Here is a 23,781-nt window from a genome sequence, read left to right as displayed (position 1 = left end):
CCATTGCCCGCTGACCGCGATTCGCTCGCGCACCAGATTGTCTCCCTTTGTAATTCGTCAGCACCTTCGTGCAGAAGAAAGCAATCGCGTCATCAAATGATCTAGGATGCTAAATACGCGCGTACATGCCGCGTAAGAATTCAATTCTGGCTGTGGCCATCCCCTCCTACGTTGCGGCGTCTGGAAAAATCGCTATCTAACCTAGTTAGTCTTTATCGATCGGATACTCAATTATGGCTGTGCACGCGATTGAAAAGTTGCCAATACGCGTTGTGATAATCGGAGCAGGGATGTCGGGTATCTTGATGGGAATCCGTCTCAAGGAAGCGGGTATCACCAATTTCACTGTTTACGAAAAAGGCGATGCGGTTGGCGGCACCTGGCGAGAAAATAGCTATCCCGGCCTTCATTGCGACGTGCCATCACTCCATTATTGTTACTCCTTCGACCTCAATCCAACCTGGACGCGGGAATTCTCCCCTGGGGCCGAAATCCACGACTATTTCAAGCGCTCAGCGGAGAAGTTCGGCATTACGCCTCATGTTCGCCTTAATACTGCGGTTACTGATGCAAAATGGATTGATGGCGTGTGGCGCGTGTCTTTGTCGAACGGTGAAAGCGACAGCGCCGATGTTCTCGTTTCCGCGGTGGGCGTCTTGCATATTCCGATAATGCCAGAAATTCCGGGCAAGGAAACCTTCGCTGGAGCAAGCTTCCATACGACCAAGTGGGACCACTCAATCGACTTGGGAGAAAAATCCGTCGGCGTAATTGGCACGGGGTCAACCGCGGTTCAAATCGTCACAGAGCTGGCTGGTAAGGTGTCGAATATTTCGATGTTTCAGCGCACGCCGCAATGGGTCGCCTACGTAGCGAACGCCCGTTATTCTGAACGCACCAAGGCGAGACTCAGACGCTATCCTTTCCTGCTTAAGTGGCATTACGAGGTAAAGAGGCAACAGCTCGAAGCACTTGTCTGCGGTGGCATTATGGGAGAAGATGAGGGCCTTCGCGCCATGCTCGTCAATAATTGCGAAGGCCATCTTGCTACCGTGCGCGATCCTGATCTTCGTAGCAAGCTGACCCCGAATTATGAAGTCGGGTGTAAGCGGCTCGTAACTTCGCCTCGCTTCTATGAAGCGATTCAGCGCCCCGATGCCAAATTGGTAACCGCAGCGATAGAGAAGATTGTCCCGGACGGCATTGTGACCGAAGATGGCCAACTTCACTCAATTGATGTTCTCGCTTATGCGACCGGCTTCGACCCGCTCGCATATCTCCGCCCGATGACGATGACCGGCCGGGGCGGGCACACGCTGGAAGAGCTCTGGGCCAAGCGACCGACTGCATATCGAACGATCGCGGTGCCGCATATGCCAAACTTTTTCATGCTTGAAGGTCCGTTCAGCCCTGTCAGCAACCTTTCTCTCGTCCTTATTTCCGAACGTCAGGCTAACTTCGTGATGAAATGCATCGAGCTGATACGCACGGAGCGGATTGCGATTTCTCCGCGACCCGACGTTACGGATAATATTATTGCCATCTACCGTGAACGCGGCCGCGAAACGATATTCGCCACGGGAGGTTGCCAGAGCTATTTTCTCGATGATGAGGGCGTCCCGATTTACTATTCTCTCGGGCCAGCAAGTTTCTTTGCGGAAATGGATGAAGATCCAGACCTTGATGAGTTCGAAATTGGGGCGCTTGAAGAGGCGGCGAGCGCTTGATTCCAAGCCAAGCCGTTTCTCGCTTATATTTATATTAAGTGCGGTTAGGCTAAATGGTGAGGCGCCCATTCATGATTCTGCCGAGAGGTGCAGAATGTCGGTCGGCTTTCGGCCACGCATAAACGACGCTACTGCCGATGGATGTGAACTCGCAAATTTTCGAAATCATGTCTCAAAGCTCCCAATTCTTTCCAGTCGGCATAAAGCCAAGCACAAAGAATAAGAAGGCAGCTGTCAGAAACGTCGAAGCAGCACCTATAAATAGAGCGTTGTAACCGCCCCACCAGATCAGCCCGCCAGCAACTAGCGGTGCCATGATTCCTGCACCGCTATAGACGCCGAAGAGAATGCCATAAATCGCACCATAGTTAAGCAGTCCAAAATAGCGCAGTACCATAAAAGAAAGAAGATCGATCTCGGCGCCGACCAAAAAACCAATTGCCGCAACCGTAATGAGAGCTGCTCCGGCTCCAAGCAGGACGAAAAGCAGGCAACCGACTGACCCCAGAACAAATATTACGATGCCGACCGCCGTTGGCGAATAGCGGTCCAGCATCCACCCGATTGAAAGCCGGCCGATGATTATCGAAATACCGCTGAATGAGGCGATTTGTGCTGCGCGCGTGGGTGTCATGCCCATGTCGATTAGCATAGGAACCGTATGAACCAGCAGACTACTGATAACGAGGCCGAAGATGCCTATCGTGGCGGCGAGAATATAAAATCGGGGATCTCGCAAAGCCTCAGCGCGAGTAGCACCGATCAGACTCACAGGGCAATTACTATCATCAGTTTCAATAACTTGGCCGACACGCAAGGGCTCCCTTAGGCCGAAGAATACGATCGGAAGGCCCACCAACAGCGTGATGCCTGCGACTATGATGCAGACCCAACGCCAACCCGCGGCTGCATTTACAAACTCAACGAGGTTGGGGGCTACTGCACTGGCAACTCCAGTTCCCGTCAGCGTAATACCCAAGGCAAGTCCCCTTGCTTTACGAAACCATCCTCCGATAGCACGGGTATATGCAACGCCACCGCAGCCCGCCCCCAGCAATCCCATGAAAAAATAGAGCAATTGAAGGTGCCAGAGCGCACCACCAATCATCGACATAACGCCGAAGCACAGCACGAGCATCACCATCGACGTCAAGGCCACGACGCGGACGCCAATCCGATCGGCCAATCTGCCGGCGATCGGAGTTGCGATCACCAAACCCGCTGCAAGGAAGCTTGTGCAGGCAACGATGCCTGTTCGAGACCACGCAAATTCAGCCTCGAACGGTTTGATGAGCGGCCCCAAAATAAACACGGGAAAGGCCCACGCGCCAGTCATAACTCCGACGAAGGCAGCAAGCACAACTGGCCAGTTCGCCGCTAATTCCTCGCGTTTGGTCATCACCCGCGACCCACGGCCAATGAAAGCTGTTTCGTTTTGGTTCCGAACAACAGAAAGTCAGTTGCGTGGTCTTCATGGCTCACAAAAGGACCTGCACCGTCGCATCTCGCGGATGCTGCCACGGACCGAACGTCGTCGAGCGCCAGATTTGTTTCGGAAATTGTCAGGCCGTCGAGATTTCTCGTAAAAAAGTGCGCTTCGAAACGCAAGTACGGCAACTCGCCAATGAGCGCACGGGCGCCTGCTCCATTAAATTTCATTGTGCTCGCCTCTTGCTGACAGCCGTGCTTCGCAAAGCGTGATCGATTGCTCAGCTACTTCTGTTCAGCTTATCGGGCGGTTTATCGGCTTTCAACAAATAAAGCATGTTGCAATTTGCAATACTAACATATATACCTAAACTCACCTAGTAATTGATGTCTGAATGCGGTGCTGGGCGCTTATAACTGGCGCCGTTCCGTACTGCGACGGATGTCCCAACGCAAAAACAAGTAAACATGCAACGTCAGGTAAAATTCAAAGAAAACTAAAAAGCGATTGAATCGCGATGTTTATAACAGGGTGGGGAGGATTTTATGAGCAGCAATTATCGTCGGGTCTGTGCGCTTCTTATCGCCACGGGACTTGCAACGAATGTCCATGCACAGAATATAAAGGCAGCGGCGGCAGAAAGTCCTGCGGGCGCAGAAAATGACATCATCGTAACAGCGACCAAGCAAGTCGGTACCACGGCGCAGCAGGTGCCGCTCTCGATCACGGCGTTTGGCCAGCAGCAGTTGGAGCGCTCTCAGCTTCGCAACGTTAACAGCCTCAGTGTTTCAGTACCCAATGTACAGCTCGGCAATGCATCCAGCGCTCCGGGTACGATGAACTTTGCCGTGCGTGGCCTCGGTACAACCAGCCAGATTGCATCGGTCGATCCGCAAGTCGGTTTGTTCGTTGACGGCGTATATGTCGGCCTCACCGTTGGGGCGATCACGGACCTTTTCGATACCGAAGCTATTGAGGTGCTACGTGGTCCGCAGGGCGTACTTTTCGGCAAAAACGTGACTGGCGGGGCGATATTGGTCCGGACAACCGCGCCCAAGAATAGCCTGTACGTCGACGCGAATGCCTCCATCGAAACGGGCCTGAATTACACTGGTTCAGCCGTCATTTCCGGCCCGATCATCAAGGACGTTTTGGCGATTAAGGTTGCCGGATACTATAATAAGGATGAGGGATGGTTCAAGGATGCGATTAGCGGAGATCCGATCGGCGGCTCGCGCACTTGGGTCGGTCGGCTGGCGCTCCGATTTACGCCGAATGATGCCATCGACATAACTGCGCGCTACGAGCATGGCGATCTCGATTCCGACCAAGGAATTCCAGTCCAGAACATCACCAAATACCCTAGCGGCTTTAAGATGGAGAATAGTGGCGATAGTTACGCCTGGAGTAAGTGGAACAGTGTTTCAGTCGACTCGAGCATTAAACTCGGAAGCGGAACCCTCACCAATATCGCCGGCTGGCGCTCGGTCGATTATGAGTCGAGCTATGAAGTTGACTCCCTAAAGGCACACCTTTTTCAAGCCGTTGTGGGAACCAAGCAGAGTCAATTCAGCGATGAACTGAGATATTCGAATAAATTTGGAGCAATTGACCTCACTACCGGTGCTTACTATTTTACTCAAAATATTCAGTTTCTTGAGGCCCGAGAGCAGGGTACACTCGCAAATCCGCTTGTCTACACAACGTACTTGAACGACGGCGGCACCCAAAAGCAGCACACATATGGCATTTTCGGCGCGGTTGACTGGCATCTCAGCGATACGTTCACGATCAATCTTGGCGCCCGCTACACCAAGGAAATGAAACGCGTGGGTATCGCAACGCTTGGCGGGGGCGCGATTGGGACGACAAGCCCGCCATGTGTCTTCGCTTCCGTGCACAGCACCCTCATGTGTAATTATGACTTCTCGGGCAAAAACACTTCAAATGGCTTTACGCCAAAAGTGGGGTTTCAATGGAAGCCAGACGGCGACACCCAGGTTTATGGTTCTTGGTCGATTGGTCTGCGCGGTGGTGGCTTCAGCTTTCGAAACACTAAGATCGGCATTCCCCCTGGTCCGTATCAAGACGAGAAGCAGTATGCGCTTGAACTTGGCGTGAAGACCGACCTCGACCAAGGCCGCGTCAGACTGAATTTAGCAATTTTCCATTCAAAGATTCACAATCTGCAGCGCGATCGCGTCCTCGTCGATCCAGTCATCGGGACCGGGCAAATCACCGACAACGTTGGCAACGCCACTTATCAGGGTGCGGAGGCAGAGGCGACCGTGCGCCCGTTGAAAGGTTTAACCCTGACGGGGTATGTTGGTATCGTCGATGCACATTATGACAAGCTCACCGCCGATCTCAGCGGCGATGGCGTGATCAACGATGTAGATAGGCATCTGGATCTCACGCGCGTCTCACCTTTCAGCTGGGGGGCGGCGCGACCTATGAGCACGAGTTCGGGGCGATTGGTACCGGCTACGCGCGTGTCAATTACGGTTACAAGGACCGGCAGGCATTTTTGGACAATAACTTAGGCTACACGTCAAATTACGTGTCGCTGGATGGTTCAGTCGGATTGACGGTTGGAGATCGATGGACGGTCAGCGTCTATGGTAAAAATCTCTCCAATCACCGCAACGCGACGGTCGGCATTTTCCTGCCGGCATCCTTCGGCGGTCCTTTTCAGGTTTTAGAAAAGGGGCGAGTTATAGGCGCATCAATTCGCTTCAAAATACAGTAATTCGATTCCGATCGCGTTATGATGTGTGCGGCACCTAACACTTCTCCGGCACATTAGGCTTAACACGTGGCGCGAGAGTCCTTTCGCAAGGAGGGCATCGTCGCGGGGGCGGTCGTGCGGAGAGGTCAAGAATGGCTTGCCTGACCGCCGGCATGCTGGGTTGCGGCGGTGGGCCCGAGACTCTTTTTTTTCCGTCCCGCTGCCTTGAGGCGGCGGGACTGGAGGAAGGCGTAGGCAATCTTCGTCATCAGGCTATGTCGTTGTAATCCCGTCCAGGACCGTCCTTCGAAATGATCGAGGCCGAGTTCCTCTTTGAGTTGTTGATGGGCTTGCTCACAAATCCACCGGGCTTTGACCGCGGCGGCCAATGTTTTGAGCGAGGCATTAGTAGGCAGGTTCGAGATGTAGTATTTTCGCTCTCCGGTCGATCTGCGCTCACCTATAATTCGGACTTTGTCACTAGGCTTTCTGGAGACGCCCTTGTCGAAAATACGGTGTTTGTGGCCGTCGGCGACGCGGACGCGCCGGGCGGCAAAATGGCAGACGAGCGGCCCCTTCGTGCCACGCCGCCAGCTTAGCTTCCGCCACGTTTCGCCGGCCAACATCTCCTCGGCTGAGACCGGCGACTTATCCGGGATGTGGTGCTTTCGCGGCTTACGGGCTTTCTCTGTTGGGAAGATCATGACGACATCAACTGGATAGACCATCTGCCGCCGGGACATGCCAACCGCCCAAAGAAGACCTCGCTCGCTCAGCGCATGGCAGAAGGGTGCGCTGGATCCGTAGCCCGCGTCGGCAAGCACGCAACCGAAGCGAACGCCAGACGCGATGACGCGGTCGATCTCCTCGATTGCAATTTCGGGCTTCGACAAAGCGACCTGTCGTTCAACCGGTATCCGGGCGCGCGTTATGCGATCCGGGTCGCTTGTCCGGCTTTCCGGCAAAAACAACCGGAGACCTACCATCACCGGCACTTCGCCGGATGCCAGTGTCACCGACACCAGCGACTGGCTGTTCTACGTCTTACCGAGCGAAGACGCGTATTGGGGTGCGACACCCACCGAGTGGCGCCCTTTCTTCGGAAGTGCTGTGTCGTCGATGACCAGAAATGCATCATCGCCGCCGACCAGACGGCTGGCTTTTGCCAACAGAACCGCCTCCAAAGGAGCGCTGTCCCACATGCCCGCCGCGACAAAACGATGAAGTTGGTCATAGCCGACTTCGCCGCTACAGGCTGCCATCGGCTGCACGCTCTTGCGGTCTCCAGGACCGAACAGACCAATGGGCACATCCGCCGCCGCGCTGGATGCGATAGCCCCACTAAAAACGGCTGTAGCCATCGCTCCAGATCGATCCTCCAGTTCTCGTCCACCGCCACCGCACGTGATCCGTCAGCCTACACTGACACATGAGAATCAAAGAAGATTCCAGTCGGTTCCTTCAACCTGCCAAAGTAGTATAACTTCACTTTCTTGAGCCGCTGATACAACGGTCATTATGCATTCTCCATAGCATAGGAAAGTCGCCAATTCGCGCACCCTGGATCCTTGACATGCTGAGGCAGCAGATGCCGCTTGGCTTGGATGATTGTCTCAGTCTATGCAATTAGGACCAACGCGATGGCAAGTTAGTCAAGTACGTCGACGACTTTTGCTTTGAGGCTCGTGGGCACCCAATACAGATTTGCGTTCACCAGATGGAGGTGCCAGTGCGCTTCCGCTTCAACCGCCTTCCCCGCGTCAATTAACGAAATAACCTTGTCAAACGATCGAAGTCCGGAAAATGCGCGCCGTTGTTGAAGTTCATCTGACATCTCATGTATCTCGAAAAACTTGACTTGATAACGGGCGACTGTTTCTTGCAGGATTCTTGTAAGAAGCAATAGAGTGTTCAATCCGCTGACCTCGACGAGGAGCCTATGAAAGTCGGCGATGGCAACCATGAATTCGAGATAGCGGCCGTCATGAACCATTTTGCGCAGTCGCTCTACCTCCATGCGCAAAAGCTGCGTTGCTCCTTCGGGTTGCAACCGCGCCAGCTTACCAACGACGTAAGGTTCGATCGCAAGACGAGCTTCATAGACGTCGGCAACGGTGGTGCCTTCAATTTGCAGGAGAAATCCTGCGTATCTTGCCGCATTTTCGACCGGTGGCCGATGGATCCTGGCGCCGCTGCGCGATCCGCGCATCACGCTGATGAAATTCTCCGATTCAAGAATGCGTAGAGCTTCCCGTAGCGTCGGCCTGGACACGGCGAACGATGCCATCAGCTGATTTTCCGGCGGCAGGAAATCGCCATCGCTCAGCTCGCCTCGAATGATGCGTTTGCGGATCCGTCCGGCCACGACCTCCGCAGTCTTTGGCAAACGAACCATGGATGACAACGACGACCATTCCTCATCCATGGTCGTCGCTCCGCGCTCGGCGTTTTGTCCCAAAGGCATAAATCAACTTCTCCCAGCTGTTATGCGCGCCACCGATGCCGTTGCACGATCGAACTGAGGGTTAGGCGTCTTTATTCCGGTGCGCCAGACTTATAAAACTTCGTATATCATCAGGGCTGCGAGTGGCTGCTGACCCAATCGACGCTTGGTAGGTAGTCAGAAACGCGCGATCTATTCCGCCTAAAGTTATGGGAAACTCGCTATGGCGCCACCCATTCAGTCTCCACGCTCGCATGACCGGCTAACGCTATTAAACGAAGTTGCATATGTCTGTCGTGTGCGTTATGCTCGCGTCCGACCAGCAGACTCGAAGATAGCCGCTGGCAAAAAAATCGTGACCACAGGGGGGGGGGGGGCGCATATGAAGCACGTATTATTCCATCGTAAGACACTTTTGACCACATCGCGGATATTTGCGGTCCTAATGGTCGTGACTCCGAGCGTTGCTTGTTATGCTCAGTCTGTTCCCACCGGGGACGATCGCGGGCTGACCGATATCATTGTCACGGCACGTAAACGAACGGAGACGCTCATCTCTGTGCCCGTCGCCGTCACCGCGCTTGGGGCAGCTGATCTTAATCGCTACGCAGCAAGCGATTTGAGCAAGATCAGTCAGCTCGCGCCACAGGTCATTGTGACCTCTCCTTCTGGAGGGGGGCAGGGTACGGGGTTCACTATCCGAGGCATCGGATCCTCAACGGCCGAGGTCGGACTTGAGAGTAGCGTCCCGATCAACCTTGATGGCGTTCAGCAGAGCCGCGGGCGGCTCGCAATTTTCAGCATGTTCGATATTGCTCAAGTGGAGGTGCTCAAGGGACCACAAGCGTTGTTCTTTGGTAAAAACTCGCCGGCCGGTGTGATTTCTTTGCAATCTTCTGGTCCGACCGATAGCTTTCACGCTGGCATAATGGCCGGGTATGAGTTCGTGGCTGATGAACGTTATGTCGAGGCCTACATCTCGGGGCCGATCACCAGCAACTTGAAGGCCCGGCTCGCCGTGCGCACTAGTGAAATCGCGGGGTGGGTCCGCAACAGATCGACCGCAACGGTTTGGCCGATTGCCGGCCCTGGCTTCCCGTTGCCGGGAGCATCGTCCAAGCGCGCGCCAAACGGGCATCAGGTGACTGGGCGCCTGACAGTGGAGTATGAGCCCACTCCCGAATTCGACGCAACGCTACGCATCTTGGCCGGCAAACAACGCGGAGATTCGGACACCAGCGGTGAGGAGACCTTATGCGCCGGCGTGCCGGCAACATATGGTCAGGCGGATCCCACCGGTGACTGTCGCCTGAACCGCATCGGAAGTATTGGCGGCGCTAGCCCCAAGCTTGTTCAGAACTGGCCGCTCGCCTCGCAGGACGGCAGTCAATTTACCCGGACCGACGTCTTCATCGGCGGATTGACGATGAATTATAAGCTGAACGATGTTACGCTGACATCGGTTTCAAGTTTTACCCAATTGAAATATATCGCTTTTGATAATTTCACTTTCACCAGCTTCCCGGACATTTTTGCTAGCCCAGGAGAGAACAATAAGACCTACACGCAGGAGTTGCGCGCCTCCAGTAACTTCGATGGCCCGCTGAACTTCATGCTGGGGGGTTATTACGAGCAATATAAGCGGCGCAACACGGCGAACTCGATGCTTTTTTTCGTCGGCCAAGATCCAGCTACCGGTAGATATCTGAGTTATCTCCATCCGTCGGTGAACAAAGGAACCACCTATTCGGGGTTCGGCCAACTGCGATGGGCTATCCTTGACAATCTTGAGCTTTCCGGCGGCGTGCGGTTTAGTTCCGACAGACGATCGGTGAACACACGCAATGATTATGTGAATCCGTTGTTCTCTCCCGCCATCATTGATCTTCTGCCTGCGGGACAATCTATCATCGGTAAACAGAAAGATTCCAACTGGTCGCCAGAAGCCTCTCTCGCTTGGCATCCAACCAAGGATTCGACACTATATATTGCTTATAAATCAGGCTATAAGGCTGGGGGCTTCGCCAATCCTGCGGTTCTTGCCCAAAACTACACAACCGCGAATATCGAATTTAATCCAGAAAAGGCAAAAGGCGGCGAGGCAGGCTACAAGGCTGAGCTTTTTGATCGAACGCTACGGATCGAGCTAACCGGATACTATTACACGTTCAGCAATCTGCAGCTCAGCTCGTTCGAAAACACGACCTTTTCTTACTTTATTAAAAACGCCGGAAAGGCACGAACGAAAGGCGTCGAAGCGTCAGCCGAATGGCGTGCGACGCACGACCTCACGCTGCGAAGCGCGCTTGCCTACAACCGTGCCCGCTATGTAAGCTTTCCGACCTCAGCCTGCTACCAACAACAGACTGCCGCCCAAGGCTGTGTCGGTGGTGTCACGCAGGATCTCGCAGGTAAACCTCTGGCGCGCGCCCCCGATTGGGTCGCCAGTGTCGGAGCAACTTACGACACGCCGATCAGCCGGTCATTGATGCTGGGCCTTAGCGCCGATACGCGTTACTCCAGCTCCTACTTCACCGATCCGGTGTTGTCGCCGATACCAAAACAAGATGGTTTCTTTCTCCTGAACGCGGCCGCCAGGCTGTATACGCGGGACGAAACGTGGGAGCTTTCGTTAATTGGCCGTAATCTCACCAACAAGATATATATTACTGAGGCGCAAGACATGCCCGGCGGTAATCCACAGAGTTGGGTTGCGCAGGTAGAGAGGCCACGCGAAATTTTGGTGCAGGGTAAGTTTCGTTTTTGATGGTTTGACCTATCGTTCCCCGGGGCTTGCCAACGATTTGGGCTTGGCGGGTTCCGGTGAGACGCGCTGTTGTCTGATCCCAGATAAGACAAGTCGCTGCGTGACGATCTGGCCGATGGTATCTCAACACTGCCGGCCTGGATGCAGGCTCTCCTCAAGCCGATGCTGTTGGAGAAAGCCGCCACGTGATGATGAAACCCTGCCTTTGGCCGCATCATCGGTGCGGACGACGCAGCGCGCCTCGGCCTGGGCGACGGTAGAGCGACGAATTCAGAGGTGGTCGACATTGCCAGTGCCGCCACCGCAGCCGCGAGTTTTCGCAGGCGCGGCACTTGTAAGCGTAAGACGGGCAGGCAGCCGAGACAGCGCATGGTCCACACATATGCCTGGATTGAAGCGAGCGTAGAGGCGCCCGCTGCGATGGCGGGTTGGGCTGATAGACTGCGTAGCAGTGGGCTTGTCTGACATAGACGCCCTGGTCGTTCGCGTCTGGGTTGGTGAGTACCTCGCATAGCTTATCGGCGGCGTGGCAATGATCTAAAGTGAAATCGTGAGAGCCGAGGATCTCGAAATCGACCGGGACGGGAGATAAAATCTTTTCTCATCGAAACCGACCGGCATCCGTAGCGCACGGTTGTGGATCAGCAGCGGCCTGATCGCCAACGCGCTGAAATGACTGCTATTTGTCATCGATCACGAGTCTAGCAGCCCCGGGGTCCGCGAAGAGATTCATCGTCGCCGCCCACTGCGCCTTATTATCGAACCACATTTCCATGATTGCGTCATAGTGCTGTCGTCCACCGTGGTCTCCACGTGAGCCGCCAGCGGATGGGGCAGGGGACGCAGAAACGCCGGATATACTTCATGGCGTTGCCGGTGGGGTATTTCTCGCCGATCTTGGCATGCGTCGATTTCATAATAACCGATGATTAACTGCCTAGACATCCCCTCTTTGCGCTTTAGGAGCGCTACGACTTTAAATATGCCTCTCTCCCTTTGTTTCGAACCAGTGCCTCGGCTTTCATAGACGTAATCCTCGCGGCTGCACCGCTACCTGGAAACATGTTCCCTTGATCAGCCCGCATCCAGCCGACCGACTACGGTTGGCCGCATCGGCACAAGCTCACCCGCGCGAAAGCGAGTCCGGAAAACGGCTAGGCCGGAAATTTGTGCTACAAGGCGCGATCGCGCTCGAAAATCGCCACGTCTACGCGCGACGTAAACCGCCACTTGCCGTCTTCGCAGCGCATAAGGTCATCCTCATAGCGCCCATAATGCTCGATCCTGCCCTCATCCTTGGTAAACACTACGAAATAGGCGGTGCCGCGTGCGCTGTCTGGCTCTGGAAATTCGATCCGGATGTTAGTCGAGGCATGGTGGAAGCCCAGTTCAGTCGACACGAGCTTACGCAAGTTTTCGCGTCCGCGCGCGACACCGTGTTCGTCGAGGAATTGGTCGAATACTGCATCGCCGAACCTGCGCCGTGCGATCACAAAGCTGGACAAGTCAATCGTGGCATCCGAAGTGAAGCACTCGACAAAGCCATCGATGTCCATTTCATCGACCGCATAAGTATAGGTTGCATAGAGATTGAGAATCTCGAGATGATCGAGCGCCTGCTGAACCGGGTTATGGTCAGAATATTGAATCATCAAGTAATGTCCTTAAGGCTTAGCTTTATTCGGAGTCAAATTACCTTGCATCAGCTTGGGTTTTAGCTCTACTGCGCAGGAGGTCCAGCCGATCAGTTGCATTGGTGTGCACACCCCGTCGTCTTACCTCGCCGGGTTATCTTGCTCACTTAAACTCTTGGAGCGGCTCACGCGATGGTCTCCATCTTCAGAATACATTCCGGTCCAAAGTCTACCTTCATGATGAGTTGACCTCCGGCTGATCGCTCTCATGGCCGCAGAGAAGCCATGTCTTGGTCCAAATCTTTTTCCATTCGAGCGCCACCACCTTAGAGGATGTATAGCGCTCCTTATCGTCGTGTCGCTCTGTCGCAAAATTTACGTATGTGGGTTTCTGATCATTCACCTTCGGCCGGGCACATGCTTTTCAGCGTATAACGCGCGATCGGGGTGGAGCGGCTCATGGTGTACATTCGATCGATCCATCGTGTTATCGAATTGTCCACAGAAATTTCCTTTATGTTGGAGGTCTCAACGCATCGTTTCTCAGTACATCGCTCAACCTACCTCTGATCCGTCGAACGGCTTGCCACGTGAGCCCCAACCATCAACAAATATAGCCCATTGCGCCTCGAACATATATACCTTACCACACTCAGTAATCGATGTGTGAAAAATCTATCCGGGGGTGCTTCGAACGAGGCTCCATCAATCGAGGGTCGAAACAAAAGTGCACATGTCTGCCGTTTCGGGTATCAATGTGCCTGATCGGGTCAACCAACATAACGGTGAAACATCGAGCGAAATAGACTGCCTGGATGGCGAGACTTGGAAAACTGAGGCTCGGATCGAACGGTATCACCAGGCGGCCTCGCAGATCGCGAGTGCCAAGAAATGATTGGAAATGTCTATGCCAGAATACAATGATATCTTGTTCGAGAGGCTCGGACATGTAGCACGGATCTCTCATAACCGGCCGCGCCAGCGGAATGCGGAAAACACAACCTTACTTAGCGAGCTTGACGCAGCCCTCATCGAGTGCGCAGCTGATGAATCTATTCGCGTTGTGATTTTAGCGGCAACCGGCGACCATTTTTCGGCAGGCCATGATCTCAAGGAAGGGCAGGGTAGGTCTCAGTATTCGGTCGAGCAGCGATGGGAATACGAGGTTAAAAACTATCTTGGTTATTGCTTAAACATATGGGATTTCCCGAAGCCAACTATTGCGCAAGTACAAGGCGCGTGCATCGCGGGGGGGTTCATGGTTGCAAATATGTGCGATCTTATGGTGGCAGCTGATGACGCTTATTTCCAAGATCCTGTCGTCCATAGTCTGTCGACAGCAGCTGTCGAGGTGCTGATTCATCCTTGGGTGTTGGGGATGAGGAAAGCTAAAGAGATGTTATTTACCGGAGAGCGAGTTACTGCGGCACAGGGCGAACAATGGGGGATGGTCAATCGCGTGGTTCCGCGCGCAGAACTGGAAGCCGCGACCCTCAAGCTGGCTGAGCGGATTGCGGAGAATGCGGGTACGTTCAGCGTTATGCTGACTAAGCGATCGCTCAATCGCCAGATGGACATGCAGGGCTTCCGCGCGATGCTAAGTGCGCATTTCGATACGCATCAGTTGAGTCACATGTCTCATCAATACCTAGCCATTCGCGAGAAGGGACTCATGGGCTCGATTGATAAGGCAAAGGCTGCTGGCAAGGATTGATACCATCAGGCATCGACGACACTCCTGATTTTTTACACCGGGGTGGCTGTCACCAGATCAAACAACGGGAAGCAAGCAATTGGATTTCACGATCAATACTGACGACCAGCGCTTCCTTGCCGAAGTGCAGCAATTTTTGACAGGTCTTGCTGGCACTGGAATTCTGGTCAGCGGTACCGCAGCCTGGGAACATGCAGCCGAGGATAGGGTGCGTAGGTGGCTGGCCGCGCTGGACGTCCGCGGGTGGTGTGTGCCTTATTGGCCGGTCGAGCATGGCGGGACGGGCTGGTCGGCAGTGCGAAGGTTCTTATTTGAGATGGAGTGCACTCGAGCTGGCGCTCCAATCGTCCCGTCACAAGGGCATCGGCTTGCAGGCCCGACGCTAATTGCTTTTGGAAACGATGCTCAACGTGCTTCGTTTCTTAAGGGAACGGCAAACGGCACGATTACTTGGTGCCAAGGCTTTTCCGAGCCGGGGGCAGGCTCAGACCTCGCCGCGCTAACTACATCCGCTCGCTTAGAAAATGATGCATATGTTGTGACTGGTCAGAAAATCTGGACCACTCATGCCCATTATGCCGACTGGATGTTTGCTTTGGTCCGCACCTCGACGGGGACGAAGCCGCGGCAGGGAATATCTATGATTCTGATTGATATGCGCTCCCCGGGGATAGCGGTCTCTCCTATTGAAACGATTGACGGTCAGCATCACGTCAATACGGTATTTTTCGATGACGTTCTCGTACCTTTGGGTAATTTAGTCGGCTGCGAAGGCGCTGGCTGGGACTATGCCCGCTACATGCTGGAGCATGAACGTACAGGCGGCGCAAAAGTCCCGGAGCTTCGACGTGATCTTGATACAATTGCTACGCTGGCTAGTCTAGTTGGCGTGGAATCCTCGCCGGTTGTCGAATCAGGGTGGTTCCAGCGGCGATTTGCGGACATTGCTATCGAACTGGAGGCATTGCGCTGGTCGATTCTTCGTGTGCTCGCCGGTGATCCGTCCTGTCCTGCAAATGAGATGGCTTCCATTCTGAAGGTGCGCGGATCCGAGTTGCAGCAAGCCGTTGCGCAGTTGGCGGTTGATGTCCTTGGACCAATCATGTTGTCGCCTGCACATCCATTTGCCAGGGATGCCGCTGCCGCATTGTCGTATCTAGGTTTCCGGCGTGCAGCTACGATCTACGCGGGTTCCGACGAGATCCAACGTAATTTGCTGTCACGCGCCCTTTTGGATTCATGATTATGGATTTCGGTTTTTCCGAAGAACAGCGTTTGATACGCGCGAGCGCGCTGCGCTTTGTCGAAGACCACTATGATTATACCAGCCGTCGCAAGCGAATTGCCGCTGGTCCAATGGTGGACGAGACAATTTGGATGCAATTTGTTGAGATGGGCTGGCTCGCAATCGGTTTGTCAGAAAAGAACGGTGGAATTGGGGGAAGCACGGGCGATATACTCGCCTTGCTCGAACCGTTGGGGGCAGCTTTGGTTGTAGAACCGTTGATCGCCAACGCCGTGTTATGCGCAGACATTCTTGCCTCGACAGGGCGAACTGCGGAACTGACCTCGTTACTGGCAGGCGAAAAACGGTTCGCACTTGCACTTTTAGAGGCGCCAGTTCAGCCTATCGGGAACAGTGTAAAGACAACAGCGGCAATCTCTGATGGAAACTACCGACTGAATGGTACAAAATCCGCCGTTCACGGCGCAAGCGGTGGTGAGCAACTTCTTGTCGTGGCTGAACCCGTCGGAGGTGTCCCGGCTCTTTTCTTGATCGAAAGCAGTGACGTTCAATTGACAGTATCTCGTTTGGCTGATGGTTGGGCATCCGCTGATATTGTTATGAATAATTGCCCGGCTAGGCTAATCGCTGACACGCAGATCACTGCAATTATCGAACACGCCTTCAATCGATCAATCGTTGCGCTCGGCGCGATGGCGTTGGGAAGTATGCGCGCTGTTATCGAAGCTACGGTGGAGCACTTAAAAACCCGTCAACAGTTTGGTGGGCCGCTTTCGCAATTCCAAGTGCTCCGTCATCGGTTGGCGGATATGAAAATGACGCTAGAACTGACGCGGTCTTTGGTGTTTGCAGCAATCGCAGCAGAGGCATCGGGTGCAGACCTGTCAACAGCGGCTTCGGCGCTGAAAATGCAGTTGGGAGCGCCCGTGCGTAGGGTTGGCGAACTGGGGATTCAACTACACGGCGGTCTGGGTGTCACAAGCGAATTTCAAGTCGGACAGCATTTTCTTCGCATGTGCCTCACTGACAAACTTTTTGGTGACTCTCTTTTTCACGCTGAACGTTTCATCTCATCTACAGTCGTAAATAAGCCTGACGGTGAGGTTTACCCATTCAAAAAGAAGTCAAATCATTAAGGTTTGAGCCGATATCCAAATGCTTTGGCAGGCATACACCGAATGAACGACAAAAATGGTGAAGAGCGGGTTGCTAAATTTGGATGGAAAACTCAGCTGACGTTATTGCCGGATCGTGATGAACTGGATTGAGGTTATGCGGTGACACAATCCAGTCACAGCTTACCGATTTCGGCGCTGATTGCTGCGGTTGGCCATTTGATTATTAGGTCAACATGGCCAGCCGATCCGGAAGGAGTTCGTGGCTCTAGATGGCTCCGCTTTCCCTCAACCGCGCGAGTTCGTCCGCATCCATCCCCAGCAGCTCGCCGTAAATGGTATCATTATCCTGCCCAATCTCGGCCGGCGCCAAGCTGCGAATGCCGCTCGGTGTGCCGGATAGCAGCGGAAAGCTGTTCTGCATCTTAAAGCTGCCCCAGCGGGGGCTGTCGACCTCGACCAAAGCCTCACGCGCCGCGAAATGAGGGTCGTCGAGCATCTCCATCGCACGGTAGATCTTGCCGGCGGGCACCGAATGTTCGATCATTGCGGCTTCGACATCGGCGATGGACAGGGTTCGCGTCCAATCGGCGATCAGGACGTCCAGCTCGCGCTGGTGCCGTCCCCGCGCCATATGGTTAGCATAACGATCATCCGTTGCCAGTTCCGGCCGGCCCATGGCATTGCAGAGGCGGGCGAACACGCCATCCTGATTGGCGCCGATCAAATACTCGCCATCGCTGCAGGGATAGACGTTCGACGGTGCGATCCCGGAAAGGACAGATCCGCTTCGTTTCCGCTCAATCCCCGACACCATATATTCAGGCACCATCGATTCCATTACTTGCAACACCGATTCATACAGCGCGCTGTCGACGATCTGGCCCTTGCCGCTATCTTCCCGCGCATGCAACGCGGCCAATGCGCCCATACAGGCATAGGTTGCCGCTAGGCTGTCGCCGATCGAGACGCCCATGCGCGATGGCGGACGATCGGGGTCGCCAACGATATGGCGCCATCCACCCATCGCTTCACCGATCCCACCATAGCCGGCGCGGCTCGCATAAGGTCCGGTCTGGCCGTAGCCGGACACACGCACGATGATTAGCCGCGGATTTATCGCTTGCAGAACATCGGGGCCGAGCCCCCATTTCTCCATCGTACCGGGCTTGAAATTCTCGATAAGGATGTCCGCATGGGCGACCAACCTGCGGACGATGTCCTGCCCGTCGGCCTCGCGCAGATTGGCCGAGACCGATTTCTTGTTACGTCCGATGATCTCCCACCACAATTTCTTCTCGCCAAGGCCCCAGTCACGCATCGGATCGCCCTGGCCTGGCGGCTCCACCTTAATGACCTCGGCACCCATATCGCCCAGCAACTGGCCGCAAAATGGGCCGGCGATCAGCTGGCCCAATTCGATGACGCGAATATCTTTCAACGCGCCGGTATTTTCCTGCTTCAGCATGTTCGTGCTTTCGTCATGATGGTTGGTCGGAGGGAAATTGCCGGCTTTGGCAAGCATGCCGGAACCGGGCGGCCGAAACCAATCGGTTACGTTTTCCCGAAAATCTGCGAATTAGAGTGCGAATCTAATAAAATGCTACCGCTTGTCGACGGATCAGCAGTGGGAGGCGTATACTTTTGCTCTGCAAGCAAATATTCATCGAGCCGCACGGCGCGCATCAACTCTAGCGGGTCGTGGTAGGGCCCGGGGTTTGCTGCGAAAAAGCCGGCATCCGTCCCAGTAAGCTTCATTTCACGAAAGAGAGCTGCCATCGCATTCGCGGCCGCACTCAGCGCGCTTGCCGATGACATGATCAGAGCGTATCCGGCCTCGCCCATGTCCGCAGCGGTATATCCGATGGGTGGGCTCGCTCCCATCCCAATGATCGGTCCGTTGATCGAGCGGCACAGTTGTCTGATCCAAGACATTTGGTCGCCAGGCGACAGGCTGAAGTAAGATTGACCTTCGATTGAGATCGTAATTGGCATTACCATATCTGCACCGGCCTCAAGGTAGAGATTGCAGCGCTCGACAAGCTCGTCGAACGAAATGGTGTCGGCGTCCGACCTTGCGATAATCAGGAAATCTTGATCAGTGCGGGCGTCGAGTGCCGCTTTGAGACGATCAAGCGCTTCGGTGCGGGAAACGATTTTACGCCCCGCCAATAGAGGGCAGCGTTTCGGTAGTGACTGATCTTCGAGATGGATCCCAGCAACGCCAGCGCGCTCCATTTCACGAATTGTGCGCTGTATGTTCAGAACACCGCCAAAACCCGTGTCGATGTCGGCAATGATTGGTATTTCGACTGCGGCCGTCATACGCGCGGCATGACTTACCAGTTCGCTCATCGACAACAGCCCCAGATCGGGCGCGCCGAGCTGTGACGCTTCAACTCCAAGTCCCGTCAGATAAGCCGCGTCGAATCCGGCCAATTGCGCGAGGCGCGCAGAGAGCGGGTCAAAACAACCAGGTGCGACAACCAAGCCTTGGCCAAGTAGATTGCGCAACTTTGTCGACGTGCGAATCATATATGTAACTCCGATTCTTGCGGCAAACGCCTGGGCAATCGTCCGTGGGCACTGTTATTATCGCGCACCTCAGGAAATAACCCAACGGTGCGAGGCGATTAGGGCTCTACGGAGCCTTCTTTATGTGCTCTCAGCAGCGGCAAACATGGTTCGATCAGCATTGATCCGCATCAGCAACATATCATCGCACCGCCACGGCAATAATACGTCTTCTTAGCGCTGATGATAGAGAGGGTGTCCCGAAACGCCGGTGCGTACATGGCTGAAATGGTCGCCATCGACGTTGGCAATATACAGGTCCTGCATATCGGGGCCTCCGAAAGCGCAATTTGTGGGAACGTGAAGTTCGCTACCGTCAATACCAATAGGACCATCGATGAACGGAGCCCAGATTCCATTAGAGTCGATGGTAATCAATTGTTGATCGGCCGCCTTAAACGCACCACCATTGCCATATCCGGTAAGTGTGACATATAAGGTACCGTCCTGCGCGAACGCCATTCCGTCTGGATGCGACGGAAAACCGCTGGCGTAAATCTCCGGACTTCCAAACGATCCATCCTTATTTATGGCAATACGCAAGCAATCGCCGCGTGTGGATTGAAGAACATAAACCGCAGACTCCTGAGGATTGATAGCGAGCCCATTGGCAAACCATAGGCCGGTGGCTACGATCTCGCTTCGGCCGTCGGGTCTGAACCTGACCAATGAGCCGGTGGGCTTGGGATTTATAATTTCATCGAATACTGTTTCTATGGTCAATTCGGAAGAGATGGAAACATACAAATTTCCATCTTCATCGAAGGTCGCAAAATTTGGAAGCGTTAAAGCTATATCGCCGGCCCGGTCCGCGAACATTGTGGGCCTTCCAAGCCGATCAACCTTGATGATCGCACGCTTGCCCAAATCGCAGTAGATGATATTCCCCTGCCGATCCATTGTAATGCCATTGGGAATGGATCCGCTAGGCAGCGTGCAGAACTCTGTGACCATTCCATCGGGCGTTGCTTGATAAAGAGTACCATTCCGGCCCCCACCGATAACAACGTTATCGTTATCAACAACTACGCCCTCTGACCGGAGCACACCATTCCCAAAAGCTCTGACGTTCTCCAAATCATCTCTCCTAATGCCAAATTTATTTCTGCGCCCGCGTCAAGGCAGGAGCTAACGGGCGGCCGATCAGCGCGTTACCATGTGCGAGCCCATTCCCTTGCAGTAGCGGACGAATTTCCAACATTGGCGCGGGGTGAGTGGTCCCACCATTGGGGCACCCGGCAGAGCATCTTGATCATATCTCATCTCCTGATGTCGTCCGTCAGCAAGCCGTGTAGCCCCCGTCGACCGCGATCGCGGCACCGTTCACGAAGGCGGATTGGTCTGACAGGAGGAAGCGTGCGACGTAGGCCACGTCCTCAGGCTCGCCAAAGCGACCGATCGGGTGTCGCGCGAGGGCGGCGGCGTAGCGCGGCCGGAATTCAGGGCTCTCGAGCAGACCCGCGATCATCGGCGTGTTGATCATGCCGGGAAGAACGGCGTTGACCCGCACTCCGGTCTCGAGGGCCTCCGTCGCGGCGCCGCGCGTAATACCAACCACGGCGTGCTTTGAGGCGACATACTCGCCTGAATAGGGCTGTGCAACCGACGCGTTGGCGGACGCGGTATTGACGATGGCCCCGCCCCCCGTCTTTCGCATCGCCTTGATCTGATGCTTCATGCAGAGAAAGACGCCGGTTGCGTTGATGTCGTTGACGCGGTGCCAATCCTCGATCGTCAGATCCTCGACCAGCTTATTAATCATCTGTACGCCGGCATTGTTGAAGGCGCCGTCGAGGCGCCCATAGGTTTCGAGGGTCGCTTCCACGAGTGCAACGACCTCGACCTCTTTGCTCACGTCGATTTTGCGGGCAAGCGCCTTGCCGCCCGCGTCGGTGACCATCGCCGCGGTCTCCTGGACCCCACTCTCATTTTGATCGGCCAGCAAAAGCCGAGCGCCAGCTTCCGCAAAAAGGAGTGCCGCCGCGCGCCCAATCCCTGACCCAGAGCCTGTGATAATGATCGTTTTGCCTGCAAGCATGGTCCTAATCCTATCGAAGAGGCGGGCGCGGACGCCGCCATGCGCATCGCGGCGCATTAAGCGGACGTCATCCAGAAGCACCTCTGCGTCTACCAAGATCGAGAGGCGGTAATCCGTGCTAACGGGTCACCCTGAGATTATCTGAGCCGACAAAGCCAAGTGGATCCTAGTTCAGTCCACAGTCTTCGCGATGGCTTGTCAGTTTATGCGTTTAGGTGACGGTCATATTCCGCATAAAACTGTCGAATAACGATCTCCTGCTCTGAATAGATTGCACCTTTGTAGCCTTTCGATCGTAGCCGCTTTTGTATTTTAGGCATGGTTGTTGCATCTTGGCTTATCACGGGTCCTAACGATTCCAGATCGCCCTTCTCGAGATAGGACGGCCGTCTTATCGTCTTACCGGATCGGTCAGCGTCGCTGGGGACGCCCATGTAACTAGGCAGTTCCCGATCCGGCAAAGCCCAGATCTGGCTGATATAAACCACCTTTTCCGGATCGGTGGGATGGGGCAAAAAGCGTTGAACGAGGACGCCTTCTGGATGCGTATTGAACGTGCATGACGGAAAAAACTTGACTACCCAATCGTCAATGAGCTGCTCATCGTCTAACTTGCTAAAATCATAGCCCGATGCTTCAGCATGTGTTCTCTTCGACTTGATGATGATCTCTCGCACATCGGCCGGGCCCCCTGAAACGTCGCAGGATCTACGCCGGCTTCTCTCATAAACAACTGATGCTCGCCGGTCATCTTCGCCTTTAGACGATGAGCATACTGCTCGCTCGGCATAAGAAAGCGCGATATCGCGACGCTATGCCCATTTGGGAAAATGTCCTGTTGGATGCGATAAGTATCAGCTAAGGGAATAAGCTCGGGATGCAAACCCTGTAGATGGTAGCCTTCGATAAATGCTTCCAAGGCAAGTTTCCAATTAGCATCCCACTCTTGACGCTTATCGGACATTCTTTTCATGTGCTCAAAAGGATATGCCTCAAGCCGTGTGACAAGATCCTCACCCAAATAATCAAGTAAAGGGATAGCATCTCTGTCCATTGAGATAAAAACCCAGCCCTTCCACGTCTCCACCCGAACTTGCTCGATGTCGAGACTATGATCGAGGGCTTCAGTGCGAAAACTTTCACGGTCTGTGACCTTGATGCATTTTCCCGAAAGATCATACTGCCAAAGGTGGAACGGGCAATTGAATTTGACATTTGTGCCGAAGTCCCGGCTTTCTAGCTGCATGCCGCGATGCTGGCAGACGTTGTAGATAGCCCTAAGGCTCTCGTCCTTTTGGCGCACAACCAGAATAGATTCCGGTCCAAAGTCTATCTTCATGAATGAGCCGACCTCCGGCAGATCGCTCTCATGACCGCAGAGAAGCCAAGTCTTGGTCCAAATCTTTTCCCATTCGAGCGCCATCACTTTAGAGGACGTATAGCGCTCCTTATCGTCGTGTCGCTCTGTCCCAAAATCGACGTATGAGCGTTTCTCATCATTCCGCTTTGCCCCGGGCACATGCTTTTCAGCGTATACCGCGTGATCGGGGTGGAACGACTCATAGGGTACATCCGCTTGAGCCATCGTAATTTTCGGATTGTCCACAGGAATTACCTTTCAACTTACGGTCTCGGCGCACCGTTCCTCAGTACCCCGCTCAATCTGTTTCTGCTCCGCCGAACTAATTTCGTTCGACGTCAATCACCTTTTAAACTTGATGTACCTTCGAGAAAACGCTCTCGAGCCCAGCCCTCAAGGTGCCTGCTCCACATCCAGGGATCGTATTTCATTTCCTTGATTCGCCAACCGTCGGCCGTTCGCCGGTAGCTGTTGTGATATCGACCTGCGGTCCACAACGCTTCGCCGTTGAAAGTCAGTTGCGCCAAGAGATGAAAGTCACCTGTCGCGTCATCTCCGTTTACCGCGATGATCGGGTTCATTGCCATGTGCGACGCCATTTGAGTCATCCGCGTTTGGAATTCGGAATCCCAAAACCCCGTTAGTCCTTTGCGATCTTCAAACCGACCGAGGACGCCGCCATCCCAAGCACCATCACTCGTAAAACAATCCGCTACGTTGGCACCATAGTCACCTGGCCGGCCATCATATTTGTCTGCCGCCGTGCAATACTTGTAGGTTATTTGTTTAATCGCCTCGATATCCTCGACGACCGCCAATCTTCGCGAGAGATCAGCAATAGTCTCTTCAGGGGACGCTGCTGCCGATTTATCACTCATGATTGCCTCTCTCGCAAAAACTGTAGTGGCGTATCCTACCTGTTTATAGAACTCCGCGCACCTGTCTATTAAATTTTACAACATATTAAGCGATCTGCGAATCAACCACATCAGGTAGCTCAATAGGA

The 23,781-nt window shown here is 54.2% G+C and carries 17 protein-coding genes and 1 pseudogene; 6 read left to right on the top strand and 12 right to left on the bottom strand.

Annotated elements, in window-relative coordinates:
• Positions 1 to 290: 290 nt before the first annotated feature.
• Positions 291 to 1,727 (top strand): flavin-containing monooxygenase, encoded by a 1,437-nt coding sequence (locus tag D3Y57_RS02425; protein ID WP_162986900.1) that lies wholly within the window; start codon positions 291 to 293, stop codon positions 1,725 to 1,727.
• A gap of 172 nt (positions 1,728 to 1,899) precedes the next feature.
• On the opposite strand, the gene D3Y57_RS02420 is transcribed toward D3Y57_RS02425, so the two are convergent.
• On the bottom strand, positions 1,900 to 3,126 hold the full coding sequence (locus D3Y57_RS02420) for an MFS transporter (protein WP_121151016.1): 1,227 nt from the start codon (positions 3,124 to 3,126) through the stop codon (positions 1,900 to 1,902).
• Positions 3,127 to 3,701: 575 nt separating this feature from the next.
• Between D3Y57_RS02420 and D3Y57_RS02410 the strand changes: the two genes are divergently transcribed.
• Positions 3,702 to 5,699 carry a TonB-dependent receptor gene (locus tag D3Y57_RS02410; RefSeq protein ID WP_121151012.1) on the top strand — a complete coding sequence of 666 codons (1,998 nt, stop codon included), beginning with the start codon at positions 3,702 to 3,704 and terminating at the stop codon, positions 5,697 to 5,699.
• Positions 5,700 to 6,030: 331 nt separating this feature from the next.
• On the opposite strand, the pseudogene D3Y57_RS02400 reads toward D3Y57_RS02410, so the two are convergent.
• Both D3Y57_RS02400 and D3Y57_RS02395 read right to left on the bottom strand, forming a co-directional pair.
• Positions 6,031 to 7,283 (bottom strand): annotated as a pseudogene (locus D3Y57_RS02400) (IS701 family transposase).
• A 249-nt stretch (positions 7,284 to 7,532) separates the two neighbouring features.
• Positions 7,533 to 8,348, bottom strand: a complete 816-nt coding sequence (locus tag D3Y57_RS02395) for a FadR/GntR family transcriptional regulator (protein WP_121151008.1) — start codon at positions 8,346 to 8,348, stop codon at positions 7,533 to 7,535.
• A 361-nt stretch (positions 8,349 to 8,709) separates the two neighbouring features.
• Between D3Y57_RS02395 and D3Y57_RS02390 the strand changes: the two genes are divergently transcribed.
• Entirely contained in the window at positions 8,710 to 11,094 is a 2,385-nt protein-coding gene (locus D3Y57_RS02390; protein ID WP_162986899.1) for a TonB-dependent receptor, read from the top strand.
• 679 nt (positions 11,095 to 11,773) lie between these two features.
• On the opposite strand, the gene D3Y57_RS21505 is transcribed toward D3Y57_RS02390, so the two are convergent.
• Together D3Y57_RS21505 and D3Y57_RS02380 are read right to left on the bottom strand one after the other, a co-directional pair.
• The gene (locus D3Y57_RS21505) at positions 11,774 to 11,953 is read right to left on the bottom strand and encodes an EthD domain-containing protein (RefSeq protein ID WP_121151004.1); all 180 of its coding nucleotides are present in this window, start codon (positions 11,951 to 11,953) and stop codon (positions 11,774 to 11,776) included.
• 313 nt (positions 11,954 to 12,266) lie between these two features.
• Positions 12,267 to 12,746: a nuclear transport factor 2 family protein gene (locus tag D3Y57_RS02380; protein WP_121151001.1), complete on the bottom strand. Its 480-nt coding sequence runs from the start codon at positions 12,744 to 12,746 to the stop codon at positions 12,267 to 12,269.
• 889 nt (positions 12,747 to 13,635) lie between these two features.
• Here D3Y57_RS02380 and D3Y57_RS02375 point away from each other — a divergent pair.
• From D3Y57_RS02375 to D3Y57_RS02365, 3 genes are all read left to right on the top strand, one after another.
• Positions 13,636 to 14,442 carry an enoyl-CoA hydratase gene (locus tag D3Y57_RS02375; protein WP_121152079.1) on the top strand — a complete coding sequence of 269 codons (807 nt, stop codon included), beginning with the start codon at positions 13,636 to 13,638 and terminating at the stop codon, positions 14,440 to 14,442.
• 79 nt (positions 14,443 to 14,521) lie between these two features.
• Complete coding sequence (locus tag D3Y57_RS02370) at positions 14,522 to 15,685, top strand: acyl-CoA dehydrogenase family protein (RefSeq protein WP_121150999.1); 1,164 nt, start codon at positions 14,522 to 14,524, stop codon at positions 15,683 to 15,685.
• Between the two features lie 2 nt (positions 15,686 to 15,687).
• Complete coding sequence (locus tag D3Y57_RS02365) at positions 15,688 to 16,824, top strand: acyl-CoA dehydrogenase family protein (RefSeq protein ID WP_162986898.1); 1,137 nt, start codon at positions 15,688 to 15,690, stop codon at positions 16,822 to 16,824.
• 247 nt (positions 16,825 to 17,071) lie between these two features.
• Here D3Y57_RS02365 and D3Y57_RS02360 read toward each other — a convergent pair whose 3' ends face one another.
• The 7 genes from D3Y57_RS02360 to D3Y57_RS02330 form a co-directional block, all read right to left on the bottom strand.
• Positions 17,072 to 18,271, bottom strand: a complete 1,200-nt coding sequence (locus tag D3Y57_RS02360) for a CaiB/BaiF CoA transferase family protein (protein WP_121152077.1) — start codon at positions 18,269 to 18,271, stop codon at positions 17,072 to 17,074.
• Between the two features lie 86 nt (positions 18,272 to 18,357).
• Positions 18,358 to 19,338 (bottom strand): isocitrate lyase/PEP mutase family protein, encoded by a 981-nt coding sequence (locus D3Y57_RS02355; RefSeq protein ID WP_121150995.1) that lies wholly within the window; start codon positions 19,336 to 19,338, stop codon positions 18,358 to 18,360.
• Between the two features lie 213 nt (positions 19,339 to 19,551).
• Entirely contained in the window at positions 19,552 to 20,454 is a 903-nt protein-coding gene (locus D3Y57_RS02350; protein WP_162986897.1) for an SMP-30/gluconolactonase/LRE family protein, read from the bottom strand.
• Between the two features lie 202 nt (positions 20,455 to 20,656).
• Positions 20,657 to 21,415 (bottom strand): SDR family NAD(P)-dependent oxidoreductase, encoded by a 759-nt coding sequence (locus D3Y57_RS02345; protein WP_121152075.1) that lies wholly within the window; start codon positions 21,413 to 21,415, stop codon positions 20,657 to 20,659.
• Positions 21,416 to 21,618: 203 nt separating this feature from the next.
• Entirely contained in the window at positions 21,619 to 22,092 is a 474-nt protein-coding gene (locus D3Y57_RS21500) for an SRPBCC family protein (protein ID WP_162986896.1), read from the bottom strand.
• Positions 22,023 to 23,021 (bottom strand): aromatic ring-hydroxylating oxygenase subunit alpha, encoded by a 999-nt coding sequence (locus D3Y57_RS02335; protein WP_162986895.1) that lies wholly within the window; start codon positions 23,019 to 23,021, stop codon positions 22,023 to 22,025. Before D3Y57_RS02335 ends, D3Y57_RS21500 begins: the two co-directional genes overlap by 70 nt.
• Positions 23,022 to 23,113: 92 nt before the next feature.
• Positions 23,114 to 23,653, bottom strand: coding sequence for a nuclear transport factor 2 family protein (locus tag D3Y57_RS02330; protein WP_121150986.1), 540 nt, complete (start codon positions 23,651 to 23,653; stop codon positions 23,114 to 23,116).
• Between the last annotated feature and the right edge of the window lie 128 nt (positions 23,654 to 23,781).

Origin of the sequence: Sphingomonas paeninsulae (genome assembly GCF_003660165.1) — a bacterium.
GTDB lineage: Bacteria > Pseudomonadota > Alphaproteobacteria > Sphingomonadales > Sphingomonadaceae > Sphingomonas_O > Sphingomonas_O paeninsulae.
Note: the sequence above shows the minus strand (reverse complement) of the source record. Positions and strands in the feature narration are given on the sequence as shown.

What these genes read in the sequence shown, in the direction of transcription:
- D3Y57_RS02425 (WP_162986900.1), top strand. Translation starts at nt 291, where the DNA reads ATGTCGGGTATCTTGATGGGAATCCGTCTCAAGGAAGCGGGTATCACC.
- D3Y57_RS02420 (WP_121151016.1), bottom strand. Translation starts at nt 3,126, where the DNA reads ATGACCAAACGCGAGGAATTAGCGGCGAACTGGCCAGTTGTGCTTGCT.
- D3Y57_RS02410 (WP_121151012.1), top strand. Translation starts at nt 3,702, where the DNA reads ATGAGCAGCAATTATCGTCGGGTCTGTGCGCTTCTTATCGCCACGGGA.
- D3Y57_RS02395 (WP_121151008.1), bottom strand. Translation starts at nt 8,348, where the DNA reads ATGCCTTTGGGACAAAACGCCGAGCGCGGAGCGACGACCATGGATGAG.
- D3Y57_RS02390 (WP_162986899.1), top strand. Translation starts at nt 8,710, where the DNA reads ATGAAGCACGTATTATTCCATCGTAAGACACTTTTGACCACATCGCGG.
- D3Y57_RS02380 (WP_121151001.1), bottom strand. Translation starts at nt 12,746, where the DNA reads ATGATTCAATATTCTGACCATAACCCGGTTCAGCAGGCGCTCGATCAT.
- D3Y57_RS02375 (WP_121152079.1), top strand. Translation starts at nt 13,636, where the DNA reads ATGCCAGAATACAATGATATCTTGTTCGAGAGGCTCGGACATGTAGCA.
- D3Y57_RS02365 (WP_162986898.1), top strand. Translation starts at nt 15,688, where the DNA reads ATGGATTTCGGTTTTTCCGAAGAACAGCGTTTGATACGCGCGAGCGCG.
- D3Y57_RS02360 (WP_121152077.1), bottom strand. Translation starts at nt 18,271, where the DNA reads ATGCTGAAGCAGGAAAATACCGGCGCGTTGAAAGATATTCGCGTCATC.
- D3Y57_RS02355 (WP_121150995.1), bottom strand. Translation starts at nt 19,338, where the DNA reads ATGATTCGCACGTCGACAAAGTTGCGCAATCTACTTGGCCAAGGCTTG.
- D3Y57_RS02345 (WP_121152075.1), bottom strand. Translation starts at nt 21,415, where the DNA reads ATGCTTGCAGGCAAAACGATCATTATCACAGGCTCTGGGTCAGGGATT.
- D3Y57_RS02330 (WP_121150986.1), bottom strand. Translation starts at nt 23,653, where the DNA reads ATGAGTGATAAATCGGCAGCAGCGTCCCCTGAAGAGACTATTGCTGAT.